General features: G+C 71.9%; 12 protein-coding genes and 2 pseudogenes. 8 read left to right on the top strand and 6 right to left on the bottom strand.

The features are described 5' to 3' along the window. Nucleotides 1-284: 284 nt before the first annotated feature. From zwf to AB0I73_RS28485, 4 genes and pseudogenes are all read left to right on the top strand, one after another. Nucleotides 285-1,871, top strand: coding sequence for a glucose-6-phosphate dehydrogenase (gene zwf / locus AB0I73_RS28500; RefSeq protein WP_363042022.1), 1,587 nt, complete (start codon nucleotides 285-287; stop codon nucleotides 1,869-1,871). Next, on the top strand, nucleotides 1,868-2,803 hold the full coding sequence (gene opcA, locus AB0I73_RS28495) for a glucose-6-phosphate dehydrogenase assembly protein OpcA (protein ID WP_363042020.1): 936 nt from the start codon (nucleotides 1,868-1,870) through the stop codon (nucleotides 2,801-2,803). Before zwf ends, opcA begins: the two co-directional genes overlap by 4 nt. Nucleotides 2,804-2,873: 70 nt before the next feature. Continuing rightward, nucleotides 2,874-3,743 (top strand): annotated as a pseudogene (gene gnd, locus AB0I73_RS28490) (phosphogluconate dehydrogenase (NAD(+)-dependent, decarboxylating)); the annotation flags it as partial. 83 nt (nucleotides 3,744-3,826) lie between these two features. After that, on the top strand, nucleotides 3,827-4,411 hold the full coding sequence (locus tag AB0I73_RS28485) for a histidine phosphatase family protein (protein ID WP_363042018.1): 585 nt from the start codon (nucleotides 3,827-3,829) through the stop codon (nucleotides 4,409-4,411). A 157-nt stretch (nucleotides 4,412-4,568) separates the two neighbouring features. On the opposite strand, the gene AB0I73_RS28480 is transcribed toward AB0I73_RS28485, so the two are convergent. Then, on the bottom strand, nucleotides 4,569-6,404 hold the full coding sequence (locus AB0I73_RS28480) for a TIM barrel protein (RefSeq protein ID WP_363042016.1): 1,836 nt from the start codon (nucleotides 6,402-6,404) through the stop codon (nucleotides 4,569-4,571). A gap of 57 nt (nucleotides 6,405-6,461) precedes the next feature. After that, nucleotides 6,462-7,346: a shikimate dehydrogenase gene (locus AB0I73_RS28475; RefSeq protein WP_202279407.1), complete on the bottom strand. Its 885-nt coding sequence runs from the start codon at nucleotides 7,344-7,346 to the stop codon at nucleotides 6,462-6,464. Between the two features lie 146 nt (nucleotides 7,347-7,492). Between AB0I73_RS28475 and AB0I73_RS28470 the strand changes: the two genes are divergently transcribed. Further along, nucleotides 7,493-8,158: a TetR/AcrR family transcriptional regulator gene (locus AB0I73_RS28470; RefSeq protein ID WP_363042013.1), complete on the top strand. Its 666-nt coding sequence runs from the start codon at nucleotides 7,493-7,495 to the stop codon at nucleotides 8,156-8,158. 201 nt (nucleotides 8,159-8,359) lie between these two features. After that, nucleotides 8,360-9,718, top strand: a complete 1,359-nt coding sequence (locus AB0I73_RS28465; RefSeq protein WP_363042011.1) for an MFS transporter — start codon at nucleotides 8,360-8,362, stop codon at nucleotides 9,716-9,718. A gap of 75 nt (nucleotides 9,719-9,793) precedes the next feature. On the opposite strand, the gene AB0I73_RS28460 is transcribed toward AB0I73_RS28465, so the two are convergent. Further along, on the bottom strand, nucleotides 9,794-10,204 hold the full coding sequence (locus tag AB0I73_RS28460; protein WP_363042009.1) for a VOC family protein: 411 nt from the start codon (nucleotides 10,202-10,204) through the stop codon (nucleotides 9,794-9,796). Between the two features lie 135 nt (nucleotides 10,205-10,339). Beyond that, nucleotides 10,340-10,783, bottom strand: a complete 444-nt coding sequence (locus AB0I73_RS28455; protein ID WP_363042007.1) for a PPOX class F420-dependent oxidoreductase — start codon at nucleotides 10,781-10,783, stop codon at nucleotides 10,340-10,342. Nucleotides 10,784-10,936: 153 nt separating this feature from the next. On the opposite strand from AB0I73_RS28455, the gene AB0I73_RS28450 reads away from it, so the two are divergent. Next, the gene (locus tag AB0I73_RS28450) at nucleotides 10,937-12,166 is read left to right on the top strand and encodes a serine hydrolase domain-containing protein (protein WP_363042005.1); all 1,230 of its coding nucleotides are present in this window, start codon (nucleotides 10,937-10,939) and stop codon (nucleotides 12,164-12,166) included. A gap of 54 nt (nucleotides 12,167-12,220) precedes the next feature. Here AB0I73_RS28450 and ribA read toward each other — a convergent pair whose 3' ends face one another. Beyond that, a complete protein-coding gene (gene ribA, locus AB0I73_RS28445) occupies nucleotides 12,221-12,880 on the bottom strand; it encodes a GTP cyclohydrolase II (RefSeq protein WP_363042003.1) in 660 nt (219 codons plus the stop codon). A 41-nt stretch (nucleotides 12,881-12,921) separates the two neighbouring features. On the opposite strand from ribA, the gene AB0I73_RS28440 reads away from it, so the two are divergent. After that, a complete protein-coding gene (locus AB0I73_RS28440) occupies nucleotides 12,922-13,764 on the top strand; it encodes a creatininase family protein (RefSeq protein ID WP_363042001.1) in 843 nt (280 codons plus the stop codon). Between the two features lie 152 nt (nucleotides 13,765-13,916). Here AB0I73_RS28440 and AB0I73_RS28435 read toward each other — a convergent pair. Beyond that, nucleotides 13,917-14,678: pseudogene (locus AB0I73_RS28435) on the bottom strand (lysylphosphatidylglycerol synthase transmembrane domain-containing protein); the annotation flags it as partial. Between the last annotated feature and the right edge of the window lie 70 nt (nucleotides 14,679-14,748).

Genomic DNA, 14,748 nt, shown 5'->3' with positions numbered 1-14,748 from the left:
GGGTGGTGCGGAGTTCACCGCGGGCCGTCCGGCAGGTGTCGGCGATGTCGTCGGCGGGCGACCACCGGAGACAGCACCTCGAGGCGTCCTTCCGCTTGTAACGTCATACTTTTACCGTTGAAGGCAAAGCCGCAATCACCCCTTCGGATCGAAGGCTTCTCAAGGGCGAGCAAGCGAAAACCACGGGAACGGGCCCCGCCGGGATTTCTCGGAGGTGAAGGTTCCCGCTTCCCGGGACACCCTGTAGAGGGGAAGGCCCTCGACACCAAGGGAGCTGACGTGGAATGACCGAGGAGACGGACGAGGCCGAAGGCGGAGGCGGAGGCAAAGGCGAGAACGAGACCGGAGCCTGCTGGTCCAACCCCTTGCGCGACCCCCGCGACCGCCGGCTCCCCCGGATCGCCGGCCCCTCCGGACTCGTCATCTTCGGAGTGACCGGCGACCTCTCCCGCAGGAAGCTGATGCCGGCCGTGTACGACCTCGCCAGCCGGGGTCTGCTGCCGCCGGGCTTCTCCCTGGTCGGGTTCGCCCGCCGGGACTGGGCGGACCAGGACTTCGCGCAGGTGGTGCACGACGCGGTCAAGGAGCACGCCCGCACTCCGTTCCGCGAGGAGGTCTGGCAGCAGCTCGCCGAGGGCATGCGGTTCGTGCCGGGCGACTTCGACGACGACACCGCGTTCGAGCAACTGCGATCGGCCGTAGCCGAGTTGGACAGCGCTCGAGGTACCAGCGGCAACTACGCGTTCTATCTCTCGGTACCGCCGAAGTTCTTCTCGAAGGTGGTCCGGCAACTGAGGAATCACGGGCTGGCCGACGCGCCCGAGGGTTCCTGGCGGCGCGCGGTGATCGAGAAGCCCTTCGGCCACGACCTGAAGTCGGCCAAGGAGCTCAACGCGATCGTCCACGAGGTGTTCGCCCCGGACCAGGTCTTCCGGATCGACCACTACCTGGGCAAGGAGACCGTCCAGAACATCCTGGCGCTCCGCTTCGCCAATCAACTGTTCGGGCCGATCTGGAACCGGTCCTTCGTGGACCACGTGCAGATCACCATGGCCGAGGACATCGGCATCGGCGGCCGGGCCGGCTACTACGACGGCATCGGCGCCGCCCGTGACGTCATCCAGAACCACCTGCTCCAGCTGATGGCGCTCACCGCCATGGAGGAGCCGGCCTCCTTCGACGCGGCGTCGCTGCTCGCCGAGAAGCTGAAGGTGTTCCGGGCCGTGCGGCTGCCGAAGGACCTGGGCCGGCACACCGTGCGCGGGCAGTACGCGGCGGGCTGGCAGGGCGGCCGACGGGTGTGCGGCTACGCGGAGGAGGAGGGCATCGACGCGGGCTCCACCACCGACACCTACGCCGCGATCAAACTGGGGGTCGACAACCGCCGCTGGGCGGGTGTCCCCTTCTACCTGCGCACCGGAAAGCGGCTGGGCCGCCGGGTCACCGAGATCGCGATCGTGCTGCAGCGGGCACCGCACTCGCCGTTCGACACGACGGCCACCGAGGAACTCGGGCAGAACGCGATCGTCATCCGGGTGCAGCCGAACGAGGGCATGACGGTGCGGTTCGGCTCCAAGGTGCCGGGCACGTCCATGGAGATCCGCGACGTGACCATGGACTTCGCCTACGGCGAGTCGTTCACCGAGTCCAGCCCGGAGGCGTACGAACGGCTCATCCTGGATGTCCTGCTGGGGGACGCCAACCTGTTCCCCCGCCATCAGGAAGTGGAAGAGTCGTGGAGGATCCTCGACCCGGTCGAGGAGCACTGGGCATCCCACGGCACACCCGCGCGGTACGCCTCGGGCAGCTGGGGACCCGCGGAAGCCGACGAGATGCTCGCACGAGACGGACGGAGCTGGCGCAGGCCATGAAGATCGACCTCACCGACACCACGGCAAGCGATGTCAACAAGGCGCTGGTGCGGGGCCGTCGCACCAGCGGCACCCCCGCCGTGGGCATGGTCCTGACGATGGTGATCGTCACGGACGAGGAGAACGCCTACGACTCGATCAAGGCCGCCGAGGAGGCCTCGCACGAGCACCCCTCGCGCATGCTCGTCGTCATCAAGCGCCACGCCCGCAGCCTGCGCGACCGCACCCACCCGCGCCTCGACGCCGAGGTGCGGGTCGGTTCGGAGGCCGGCACCGGCGAGACCGTGGTCCTGCGGACCTACGGCGAGGTGTCCGACCACGCCGACTCCGTGGTGCTGCCGCTGCTGCTGCCGGACGCCCCGGTGGTGGTCTGGTGGCCGACGGACGGGCCCGAGCACCCGTCGAGGGACCCGCTGGGCGCGCTGGCCCAGCGCAGGATCACCGACCTGTACGCGGTCGAGGACCCCCTGGAGGTGCTGGCCGCCCGGAGGCGTTGCTACGCGCCCGGCGACACCGACCTGGCCTGGACCAGGCTGACGCCGTGGCGGTCCATGCTGGCCGCCGCCCTGGACCAGGCCCGGCTGACGGTGACGTCGGCGGCCGTGGAGAGCGAGGCCGACAATCCGAGCGCGGAGCTGCTGGCGCGCTGGCTGGAGGCCCGGCTGAACGTGCCGGTCGAGCGGATGGAGACGGCCGGCCCGGTGGTCACCGGCGTACGCCTGGGCACGGCGGACGGCGAGATCGTCATCGACCGCCCAGATGGCCCGATGGCCACGCTGTCGCTGCCGGGGCAGCCGTCGCGGCGGCTCGCGCTGAAGGTACGCCCCCTCCCCGAGCTGATCGCGGAGGAGCTCAGGCGTCTCGACGCGGACGAGATGTACGCCGTCGCCCTGCGCGGCGAGGCCACCGAGGAGGTCCCCGCCCGTGCCTGACGCCCCCTCCCCCGCACCGACCCGGCGCCCCCGGTGGGCCGCCCTACCCGAACCCAGGAAGTGAACTGACATGCAGATCGGCCTTGTTGGTCTCGGCAAGATGGGCGGCAACATGCGTGAGCGCATCCGTGCCGCCGGACACACCGTCGTCGGCTACGACACGAACCCCGACCGCTCCGACGTCGGCCACCTGTCCGACCTCGTCGACCGGCTCGAGGGCCCGCGCGTCGTCTGGGTGATGGTCCCGGCCGGCGCGGTCACCCAGCGCGTCATCGATCAGCTGGGAAGCCTGCTCAAGCCCGGTGACACCGTCGTCGACGGCGGCAACTCCCGGTGGACGGACGACGAGAAGCACGCCAAGGAGCTGGGTGCCCGGGGCATCGGCTTCGTCGACGCGGGTGTCTCGGGCGGTGTGTGGGGGCTGGAGCACGGCTACGCCCTCATGGTCGGCGGCGACGAGGAGCACGTGGAGCGGCTGAAGCCGATCTTCGACGCGCTCAAGCCGGAGGGCCCGTACGGCTACGTCCACGCGGGCAGGGTCGGCGCCGGTCACTTCGCGAAGATGGTCCACAACGGCATCGAGTACGCCATGATGCAGGCCTACGCCGAGGGCTGGGAGCTGCTGGAGAAGGTCCACTCGGTGGACAACGTCCGCGAGGTGTTCCGCTCCTGGCAGCAGGGCACGGTCATCCGCTCCTGGCTGCTCGACCTGGCGGTCAACGCCCTCGACGAGGACGCCCACCTGGAGAAGCTGCGCGGCTACGCCGAGGACTCGGGCGAGGGCCGCTGGACCGTGGAGGCCGCCGTCGCCAACGCGGTGCCGCTCCCCGCGATCACCGCCTCCCTGTTCGCGCGGTTCGCCTCCCGGCAGGAGGACTCGCCGCAGATGAAGATGGTCGCGGCGCTGCGCAACCAGTTCGGCGGCCACGCGGTCGAGTCCGCGGACCGGAACGGCCCGGATCAGGAACGGGACCAGAAGCAGCAGGAGGAGCAGGAGGAGCAGGAGGACTGGGCGTAGCGGCCGTGGGAGATCTCCTGCTGGCCCGGCACGGTGAGACGGAGTGGAGCAGGGCGGGACGGCACACCGGTGGCACCGATCTGCCCCTGACCCCGGGCGGCGAGGACCAGGCCAGGTCCCTGGCCCCGCTGCTCGCGGGCCGCGCCTTCGCGCTCGTGCTCACCAGTCCGCTGCTCCGCGCCCGGCGCACCGCCGAACTCGCGGGGCTGGCGGGGGCGGTGCCGGAGCCGGACCTGCGGGAGTGGGACTACGGCGGCTACGAGGGCGTCACCACCGCGGACATCCGACGCGCCCGGCCCGGCTGGGATCTGTGGGCCGACGGGGTGCCGCCCGGTCCGGAGTTTCCCGGCGAGTCCGCCGCGCAGGTCGGCGAGCGGGCCGACCGGGTGCTGTCCCGGGTGACCGGGGCGCTCGACACGGGTGATGTGATGCTCGTGGCGCACGGCCACCTGCTGCGGGTGCTGACCGCACGGCGGCTGGGCCTGCCGCCCGCGGACGGGCGGCTGTTCCGGCTGGAGACGGGGACGCTGAACCGACTGTCGCTGGAACACGGCAGCCCGGTGCTCGCGGAGTGGAACACCCGGCCCTGAGGTCGTGCCGCCGACGCCCCGCCCTAAGAGCCCCGAACGAAATGGGCGTCCGATCAGCTCGCGGCGTCATGGGGGTCCCCCCTGCTCGAGCGAAGCCGAGAGCTTGGGGGAGCGCGTGCCGGACGCCGCGAGCCGGGCGCCCATTTCGTTCGGGGCTCTAAAGCTGGGACGTGAGGGCGGTCGACGTCCGGACGGCGTGCTGGGCGGCCAGTCGTACCGGTGCGTTGCGGGCGCCGTAGCCGCGGTGGCCGCCGTCGCGCTGGAGGAGTTCGAAGAACACCCGGCCGACGGTGCGGGTGTAGCAGTGCCGCAGGCTCCCGTGCTCGTCGCGGTCGTAGAGGATGCCCAGTTCGCGGTAGGTCTCCAGCTCGCCGTCGGCGAACTCGTGGCGGGCGGCGAGGTCGTCGTAGTAGTTCGCCGGGATCGGCAGCAACGGGACGCCCGCGTCGCACAGTCGGCGGGCCGCGGCGACCACGTCGTCGGTGGCGAACGCGATGTGCTGGGCGTGCACGGTGTCGTCGCCGGGCGCGGCTTGGACGGTGAGGGCGATCCGGACGGTGCCGTCGGCGTTGCTGACCGCACGGCTGCGCCGCAGCCCGTAGGGATCGGCGACGTCGACGCTGTCCTCGGCCCGCAGCCCGAGCACGCCGCGGTGGAAGAGGGCCGCCTCGTCGAAGTGGTGCCAGGGCTGGGTGAGCGCGAGGTGGTCGACGCGCCAGATCCTCGACGTGACGGCCGCGTCCGCCGTGGCAGCCGCGGCAGACCCGGTCACAGGCTCCCCGACGTCCTCGAAGTCGGCCCGCCAGCCGGCGAGTCGGGCGTCGCAGAAGAACAGTTCCGTGCCGTCGGGGGCGGCGACGGCGTCCAGCGGGGCGTCCTCGGGGGCGCGGCGGCGCGGCAGTACGGGCGCCAGCAGGGCCTCGGCGCGGGCGGCGGCACCGGCGGGGTCGGGCGACTCCAGGCCGACGGCGGCGAGTCGGGTGCCGTCGCGGCGTACGGCCGTACCGGTGTTGACGAGGATGCGGGCCTCGCCCTGCTGCCAGAGGTCGACGGGTTTGCTCCGGTGCCGGGCGGTGCGGGTGAAGCCGAGGGCGCCCAGCAGTCCGGTGAGGGGTTCGGCGTCGGCGGTGACGAGTTCGGCGAAGGCGACGCCGGTGGGGACGACGGGGGCGGGCGGCTGCGCCACCCCCACCTCCTCCTGCAGGACGAGCAGGGAGCGCCGGGCGTCCACGGCGGTCGGGGCGGCCTCGGCCTGCCGGAACACGTCGTTGAACACCTCCAGGGACAGCGGCCCGTCGTAGCCGGTGCGCAGGACGTGCCGGACGAGTCCCGCGACGTCGAAGCCGCCCTGTCCGGGGAAGCAGCGGTGGTGGCGGCTCCACTGGAGGACGTCCATCGCGGGCAGCGGGGCGTCGGCCAGCTGGAGGAAGAAGATCTTCTCGCCGGGGATGTCCTCGATGCCCTTGGGGTCGGAGCCCCTCGAGAGGATGTGGAAACTGTCCAGGCAGGTGCCGAGCGCCGGGTGCCCGGCCGCCTCGACGATGCGCCAGGCATGGTCGTACGTGCTGACGTGCCGCCCCCAGGCCAGCGCCTCGTACGCGACCCGGATGCCGGAGTCCTGCGCCAGATCGGCGAGTTCGCGCAGCTGAGCGGCGGCGAGGGCGTCGTCGTCGATCGCCTCGGGGTCGACGCTGGAGCAGACCAGCACGGTGTCGGCGCCGAGTTCGCCCATCAGCTCGAACTTGTGCCGGGCGCGGCGCAGGTTGCGGGCGAACGCCTCGGCGGGCACGGCCTCGATGTCCCGCAGCGGCTGGTAGAGGTCGATGCCGAGCCCGAGGTCGAGGCAGCGGGCGCGGATCTCCCGTGGTGTGAGCGGGCTGGCGAGCAGGTCGTTCTCGAAGATCTCCACGCCGTCGAAGCCCGCGCGGGCGGCGGCCGTGAGTTTCTCGGTGAGGGTGCCGCTGAGGGAGACGGTGGCGATGGACGTACGCACGTCGGTACCTCTGCTTCCGTGAAGTTCCGTGCTCTGGGGTTCTGGAGGCTCTGGGGGCTATTGGGGGGCTGCGACGGGGCCGGTGAGTTCGGTGAGGTCCGCGAGCATGCGGGCCCGGTCGGGTTCCCGCCCGGTGAACAGGCGGAACGCGTCCGCGGCCTGGAAGGCGGCCATGCCGCCGCCGTCGAGGGTGGCGCAGCCCGCCGCGCGGGCGGTGCGCAGGAGCTCGGTCTCCAGGGGACGGTAGACGACCTCGGCGACCCACAGCCCGGGGTGCAGCAGCTCCGCGGGCAGCGGCAGTCCCGGGTGGGCCGCCATGCCGGTGGGGGTCGCGTGCACCAGACCGCCGCTGCCGTCGGCGGCGGCCAGGAGCTCCGGCAGCCGGTCCAGGGGTGCGGCGGCGGCGCGGTCCGCTCCGAAGGTCCGGTTCAGGGAGTCGGCGAGTTCGTCGGCCCGCTCGGGCAGGGCGTCGGCCACGGTGACCCGTCCGGCGCCGAGGGTGAGCACGGCGTGCGCGACGGCGGCACCGGCGCCGCCCGCGCCGAGCTGCACCACCCGCTCCAGCGGCACGTCGGGCAGGCCGCGGGCGAAGGAGGCGGCGAAGCCGGTGACGTCCGTGTTGTGGCCGACGGCCCGGCCGCCCTCGAAGACGACGGTGTTGACCGCGCCGAGCGCCTCGGCCTGCGGATCGAGTGCGTCGAGGTGCTCGACGACGAGCCGTTTGCACGGATGGGTGATGTTGAGCCCGTCGAATCCGAGCAGCCGCGCGGCGCGCAGCAGCTCGCCCACCGCCTCGGGCGGCACGCCGATCGTGTCGAGGTCGAGGAGCCGGTACAGACAGCGCAGGCCCTGCCGGTCGGCCTCCCGCTCGTGCAGCGCGGGGCTGAGCGACGGGCCGATGCCGGAGCCGATCAGCCCGACGAGATACGAGTCCTTGAGCACCGGGGCCTCCAGAGACCACTCACTAATGTACGAACCAGTACGTTAGCTATATCAGCCGGCCGGGGCGGCACGGAAGCCCCGGCGGGCCGATGACGGCCCCCTTCTACAATCACCGGCACTGCACCCCCTCGCCCGAAGGAACCCCCATGACCAGCGCCGAAGAACCGGCACGGCCCGGCGAGCGCATCCGTGACGCCGCCCGCACCAGGGCCGAGATCCTCGACGTGGCGACGCGGGAGTTCGCGCGGGTCGGCTACGACGGGGCCCGCGTCGACGAGATCGCCGCCCGCACCAGCACCACCAAGCGGATGATCTACTACTACTTCGGCGGCAAGGAACGGCTGTTCACGGCCGTGCTGGAGCGCGCGTACGGCGTGATCCGCGAGGCCGAGCAGCAGTTGGACGTCGACCACCTGGACCCGGTGGCGGCCATCCGGCGGCTGGCGGAGGTGACCTTCGACCACCATGAGCGGCACCCGGACTTCATCCGCCTGGTGAGCATCGAGAACATCCACGGCGCGGAGCACATCACGGCCTCCGAGGAGCTCGGCCGGATGGGCTCGCCGGCGCTCGACGTGATCCGCCGGATCCTGGCCGCGGGGCAGGAGTCGGGCCTTTTCACGGCCGATGTGGACGCCGTCGACCTGCACGCGATGATCAGCTCGTTCTGCTTCTTCCGGGTGTCCAACCGGCACACCTTCGGCGCGCTGTTCGGCCGCGACCTGGTCGCCCCGGACCGGCGCGAGCACTACCGGGCGATGCTGGGCGACATGGTGATCGCGTACCTGACGGCGGAGCGGGCCACGGACTGACCGGCGGGAGAGCCTCGCCCCTTCGATCCGGCGGACCCCGGGCCGACTCCGTACGACGCCACCCCTTGACACCGGGGGCCGTCGGGCGCAGCATCCCTATCCAGCCGCGACTAACTATCCAGTGGGTTAATTAGCGCACCGGCTTCTCCCCTCAGCTCATCCTCCGCGTACCGTCGTGGAGTCCCCTCGAAGGAGCCCGCCGTGTCCGTCCCCGCACCGCCCCGCGACGCCTCCCCGCCCGGACAGCCGAAGAAGGCGGCGACCGCCGCCTGGATCGGCAGCGCCCTGGAGTACTACGACTTCTTCATCTACGGCAGCGCGGCGGCGCTGATCTTCCCGGAGGTGTTCTTCGACGACTCCGACCCGGCCACCGCGACCCTGCTGTCGCTGGCGACGTTCGGTGTCGCGTACGCGGCACGGCCCCTCGGCGCGCTGTTCCTCGGCCACTACGGGGACCGGGTCGGCCGTAAGAAGATCATGGTCTTCACGCTGATGCTGATGGGCGTGTCGACGTTCCTCATCGGCTGTCTGCCCACCCGTGACCAGGTCGGCACCCTCGCGCCGGCCCTGCTGGTGCTGTGCCGCATCCTGCAGGGCGTCTCGGCGGCCGGCGAACAGGCCAGCGCGAACTCGATGACCCTGGAACACGCTCCGCCCCACCGGCGGGGCTTCTTCACCAGCTTCACCCTGAGCGGTACGCAGGGCGGCCAACTGCTGGCCACGCTGGTCTTCATCCCGGTGGCCGCGATGCCCGAGGAGCAGCTGCTCTCCTGGGGCTGGCGGGTGCCGTTCTGGATGAGCGTCGCGGTCGCCGTGGTCGGGTACGTCATCCGCCGCAAGCTGGACGAGACCCCGGCCTTCGAGCAGCAGACCGCCACCGAGGGGGTCGTGAAGCTGCCCCTGGCCGTGCTGCTGCGCGAGCACTGGGCGGACGTCCTGCGGGTGGTCGCGGGCGCGCTGATCGCCTCGGTCAGCACGATCTTCACGGTGTGGGCGCTGGCGTACGCGACCAGTGACGCGGTCGGCATGTCCCGCACGTCGATGCTGTGGGTGGCCGCGCTGGCGAACGTCGCCGCGCTCGCCGCGATCCCCCTGTGGGCCGTGCTCTCCGACCGGATCGGCCGCCGCCCGGTCTTCCTGGTCGGCGCCGTCGGCAGCGCGGTGACGATGTTCCTGTACCTGTGGGTCGTCTCCACCGGCAACTTCGCCCTGACGATGCTGCTGGGCATCATCGCCTTCGGTGTCGTCTACAGCGCCGCGAACGGTGTGTGGCCGTCCTTCTACGGCGAGATGTTCCCGACCCGGGTGCGGCTCTCGGGCGTGGCGATCGGCACCCAGATCGGCTTCGCCGTGGCCGGCTTCGCGGTCACCTTCGCCGCGCAGATCGCGGGCCCGGACGGGGACGACTGGACGGCGGTGGCGCTCTTCACGGCCGCCCTGTGCGTCCCGCCGGTGATCGCGGCGCTCTCCGCACGGGAGACCCACCGCGTCCCGACCGAACTGCTCGGCGAACGCGCGACCGACGACGGCGTGACCCGGCCGGAGAAAGTGACGGCCTGACCCCGCTCGTTTCGACCCCCGGAGCCGGTGCCCGGCCCCGGGGGTCTCGCGTCGTCGCGGCCCCGCCCGCCCCGCCTATCGGTTGGACCACCCGCGTCGGCACAGCACCAGCCGGTAACCGTCGGGGTCCTCGAGGGTGACCCCCCACTCGTTCCAGTACGGATTGGGGGACGGGACCGCCGTGCCGCCGTGCTGCTCGAGCCGGCCGACCAGGTCGTCCGGGACCGGGCCGTCGAGGTAGATCACCAGCAGGTCCTCCTCGGTGGGCCGGGGCTCGACGGGCCGACCGGGTTCATGCACGAGTTCGAGGTGCCAGTCGGCGTCCGGCCACCCCAGCATCAGCAGGTCGTGCCCGCCGGGCGGGGCACCGCCCTCGGTCCGCCACACCACGCTCAGTCCGAGCCCGCCGCACCAGAACCGCTCGGCCGCGGCGAGGTCCCGGGACGGGCGGGCGATACGGATGTGACTGCGGCCGTCGACGGACATGCTGCCCTCTCCCCTGGGGTGCGCTCCTCGGCGCCGGAACCGGCGCCGATCCGTTCCGCAGCGTAGACACCCCACGATCACCGAACCATCGGCCGTCCGGCGGAGGCCCCGGGTCCTACGACACGGCCCGGGGTCCTACGACTCGCCGCGCCGGGGAATCCCGTACGCCCGCTCCACCCGCAGTCGCAGCACGAGGCGGCGGTCGCGGACCATGGCGGCGCGGTAGTCGTCCCAGTCGGGGTGTTCGCCGTTGACGTCGCGGTAGAGCCGGATCAGTTCCCGCACCGTCTCGTCGTGCGGGTCGGCGGCGACGGGGGACAGTTCGGCGGTGCCCTCGGCGACCGTGTACGCCCACCGGTCGGGGGTGGTCACGTGGTAGGACGCCCGGGGGTCCCGCCGCAGGTTGCGGGTCTTGGCCCGGTCGTCCGTGATCGAGACACGGATCAACCGCTCCTCGGGGTAGTAGGCGTGGTTGACGTTCGACAGCTGGGGCCGGCCGTCCTGTTTCAGCGTGACGAGCACGCCACCGTTGTGATCACCGATCAGTGCGAGCAGCGCGGGCAGTGTGTCCTGTGTCATAACCCGTGCAACGCCCGTACCGGGCCCGTCGTTCCCGGCGCCCTCGCCGTCCGCCCGGGTTCGCCGGTGTGTTCACCCGGCCCGACGAGGTCTGACGTGCTTCGGGCGGGGTATGCCGGACTCAGCTCGGGAGCATGGTCGAAGGAGTGCGCGATGGAACTGCTGCGGCAAGAGGTCGACCCGGCGGAGGCCGGTCTGGACGCGAAGGCGCTGGACCGGCTGGACCGGCACTTCGCGCACGAGGTCGACGAGGGGCGGCTGCCCGGCTTCCTCGTCGCCGTCGCGCGGGGCGGGCGGGTCGCACATCTGACGGCGTACGGGCGGCGGGACGTCGCGGCCGGGCTGCCGGTGCGGAGCGACACACTGTGGCGGATCTACTCCATGACCAAGCCGGTGACCGCCGTCGCCGCGCTGCTCCTCATGGAGGAGGGCCGGCTGTCGCTGGACGATCCGGTCGGCCGTCACCTGCCGGCGTTCGCCGAACCCCGGGTGTACGAGAGCGGTTCCGGCGACGGGATGCGGACGCGTCCCGCGGCCGGCCCCCTGCTCGTACGGCATCTGATGACCCACACCGCCGGGCTGACGTTCGCCTTCTACCACGCCCATCCGGTGGACGCGCTGTACCGCGAGGCCGGACTGGACTCGTCGGTGGCCCCGGGCGCGGACCTCGCCGGGACGGTCGACGTGTACGCCGGTCTGCCGCTGCAGTTCGATCCGGGCACGCAGTGGAACTACTCGGTCGCCTCCAACGTGCTGGGGCGGATCATCGAGGTGGTGTCCGGGCAGCCGCTCGACACCTTCTTCGCCGAGCGGATCTTCGGCCCGCTGGGGATGACGGACGCCGGTTTCCAGATCGGTGACGAACAGGCGGGGCGGCTCGCGGAGTTGTACGGGGAGACGGACGCCGGCGGCATCGAGCCCATCGCCGGGCTGCCGCTGCGGGGGCGTCCCCGGTTCCTGTCCGGCAGCGGGGGGATGGCGGCCTCCGCCCACGACATGCACCGTTTCATGGAACTGCTGCGCCGTCGGGGCGAACTGGACGGTGTCCGGCTGCTCACCCCGGAGACGGTGGACCTGATGACCCGCAACCACCTTCCCGGCGGCGCCGATCTGCGCGCCTTCGGCAGCCGTCCGGCCCACGACGAGCCCGGCAACGAGGGCATCGGCTTCGGCCTCGGTGTCTCCGTGGTCGTCGACCCGTCCCGTACGCGGGCTCCGTCCGGCCTCGGCACCTACGGCTGGACCGGGGTCGCCACCACCGCGTTCTGGGTCGACCCGGGCCGCGACCTGACCGTGCAGTTCTACACACAGGTGCGGCCCCGGTCCTCCCACTCGGTGTTCCCGGACCTCAGGCGGCTGGTGCACGAGGCCGTGACCGGCTGAACGCCGGCCGACCGGACGCCGGTTCGCCGCCGGGGTGCCGGGGCCGTCGGGCCGTCAGGACCAGTGCGCCACCGCGTCCAGGTGGGGCAGGTCGTGGTCGAGGCGCTCCCGCTTGGTGCGCAGGTAGGTGATGTTGCTCTCGCACGGCGGTATCAACAGCGGCACCTGCTCTGCGACCTGGATTCCGTGCCGCACCAGCGCCTCGTGTTTGCGGGGGTTGTTGGACATCAGCCGCACCGACCGTACGCCCAGGTCCTGGAGCATGCCGGCGGCGACACCGTAGTCGCGGGCGTCCACCGGCAGGCCGAGGGCGAGGTTCGCCTCGACGGTGTCCAGCCCCTCCGCCTGCAGGGCCATCGCGCGCAGCTTCGCCAGCAGGCCGATGCCGCGGCCCTCGTGTCCTCTCAAGTAGAGGACGACGCCCGCCCCTTCGGCGGCCACCGCGCGCAGTGCGGCGGCGAGCTGGTCGCCGCACTCGCAGTGCTGGGAGCCGAACGCGTCGCCGGTCAGGCACTCCGAGTGCAGCCGGGTGAGGACCCGGTCCGTGCCGATGTCTCCGTGGACCAGGGCGACTTGTTCGTCACCGCGGTCGTGGTCGAGGTAGCCGACCGCCTGGAACTTTCCGTAGACGGTGGGCAACGGCGCATTCACGACACGTTCCACGCCGGTCCGCTGGGGTGGCTTCTTGGCGAGTACGCCTATGTTTTCTGTCATGATTCTCGGGTTCCTAAGCAGAGACGAAAGGCCGTGAGGGCATGAGTGGTTCACAAAAGCGGTCGGCGGCATACGGCCCGGTCCACGGTCTGTTGCCGGCGGATACTACAGAGGATGTACGGAATCGGGGCGCCGGCGTCTCACGGCAGATCGCGGTCCTTCCCGTGGGGAGTTTCGAGCAGCACGGCCCGTTCCTGCCGCTGGTGACCGACACCCTGGTGGCGTGCGCCGTCGCGAGGGAGATCGCCGACACGTACCCGGTGCATCTCCTCCCTCCGGTGACGATCTCGTGCTCGCACGAGCACGCGGCCTGGCCGGGAACCGTCTCCATCTCCTCCGTGACCCTTCACGCGGTGGTACGGGACATCGCCGACTCGCTGCGCCGGTCCGGCGTGGACACCCTGGTGCTGGTCAACGGACACGGCGGGAACTACGTACTCGGCAACGTCGTTCAGGAATCCTCCGCCCGCGGCGAGCGCATGTCGCTGTTCCCGGCGCCGGAGGACTGGGAGGCCGCGCGCCGGCACGCCGGCGTGGTCACCTCGCTGCTCACCGACATGCACGCGGGAGAAATCGAGACCTCCATCCTTCTGCACACTCACCCCGAATTGCTCCGTACCGGTTATGAGACCTCCGATCACATCGCTGACGACCGGCGCCAGTTGCTCACGCTGGGAATGACCGCCTATACCGATTCCGGTGTCATAGGACGCCCTTCACTGGGCTCCGCGGAAAAGGGCAAAGAGCTTCTGGCGAGCCTCGTGGATTCCTTCGGCGCGTATTTCTCGATGCTCACCTCCGGCAGCACCGCGACGGAGGCTGCGCCCCCGGCCGGTTCGGCGGGCGCCACCGGTTCGGCCGACGCGGTGAGCGACGGCGCATAGGCCGTGTCCTCCCGGGCGCGCCGGGCGGCGGTGGCCACCGTCCGCCGCCCGGCGCGCAGTTCCGCGTACCAGCGGACGACGAGCACGATCACTCCGGGCAGGCTCGCCACGAGGCTGAGCACCCCGTAGACCACGGCGACGGCCAGTCCCCGGCCCGCGCCCAGTCCCGCGGCGCCGAACGCCCAGGCGGCGACGCCCTCCCGGGGGCCCCAGCCGCCGACGTTCAGCGGCAGCGCCATGGCGAGCAGCGCCAGTACGCCCAGCGGCAGCAGCTCGGTCACCGCCGCGCCGACTCCGGCGACGCGGGCGGCGAGGACGAACATCGCCAGATAGCCGGCGAGCACGACGAGGGAGGAGAGCAGCACACCCGGACCGTTGCGCCGGGACAGCAGTCCCTCGCGGGCCTCGGCGAGTACCGGCCGCGGCGCCCGGCCCCGGCGTGACGACGCCGACCGGTTCATCCGCAGGGCGAGGACGACCGCACAAGCCCCGAGTGCGGCGAGGCCCACGAACGGGACGGCCTGCCGCATGTCGTCCCGGACCGGCGACGGCATGGTCAGTAGCATCACGGCCCCGGCGGCGAACAGCGCCAGCTGTCCCGCGGTCCGCTCCAGCACCACGGACCGCACCCCGCGGCCCAGGTCACCGGTGCTCTGCCCGTGCCGCACCGCGCGGTGGACGTCGCCGAGGACGCCACCGGGCAGGGCCGCGTTCAGGAACAGGGCGCGGTAGTAGTCGGCGACGGCCGGAGCGAGCGGCAGCCGGATTCTCAGGCCCCGGGCCACCAGGGCCCAGCGCCAGGCGCTGAACACCGTGGTCACCAACCCGATCCCGAGCGCCGCCAGCACGGAGAGCCCGTCGATCCGGCGCAGCCCGTCGAGGAGGACACCGGTGCCCAGGCGCCACAGCAGCACGGCGAGGATGAGGACACCGGCGGCGCTGCCGAGGCGGGTGCGCACGGTGGGGGTGTTGAGCCGGGCGAGG

Origin of the sequence: Streptomyces sp. NPDC050388, from assembly GCF_040655635.1 — a bacterium.
In the GTDB taxonomy this organism is placed as follows: domain Bacteria; phylum Actinomycetota; class Actinomycetes; order Streptomycetales; family Streptomycetaceae; genus Streptomyces.
This window is presented reverse-complemented; position numbering and strand designations above follow the sequence as displayed.

Coding starts and splice junctions, on each gene's coding strand:
- zwf (WP_363042022.1), top strand. CDS start 285: ATGACCGAGGAGACGGACGAGGCCGAAGGCGGAGGCGGAGGCAAAGGC.
- opcA (WP_363042020.1), top strand. CDS start 1,868: ATGAAGATCGACCTCACCGACACCACGGCAAGCGATGTCAACAAGGCG.
- AB0I73_RS28470 (WP_363042013.1), top strand. CDS start 7,493: ATGACCAGCGCCGAAGAACCGGCACGGCCCGGCGAGCGCATCCGTGAC.
- AB0I73_RS28460 (WP_363042009.1), bottom strand. CDS start 10,204: ATGTCCGTCGACGGCCGCAGTCACATCCGTATCGCCCGCCCGTCCCGG.
- AB0I73_RS28455 (WP_363042007.1), bottom strand. CDS start 10,783: ATGACACAGGACACACTGCCCGCGCTGCTCGCACTGATCGGTGATCAC.
- AB0I73_RS28450 (WP_363042005.1), top strand. CDS start 10,937: ATGGAACTGCTGCGGCAAGAGGTCGACCCGGCGGAGGCCGGTCTGGAC.
- ribA (WP_363042003.1), bottom strand. CDS start 12,880: ATGACAGAAAACATAGGCGTACTCGCCAAGAAGCCACCCCAGCGGACC.
- AB0I73_RS28440 (WP_363042001.1), top strand. CDS start 12,922: ATGAGTGGTTCACAAAAGCGGTCGGCGGCATACGGCCCGGTCCACGGT.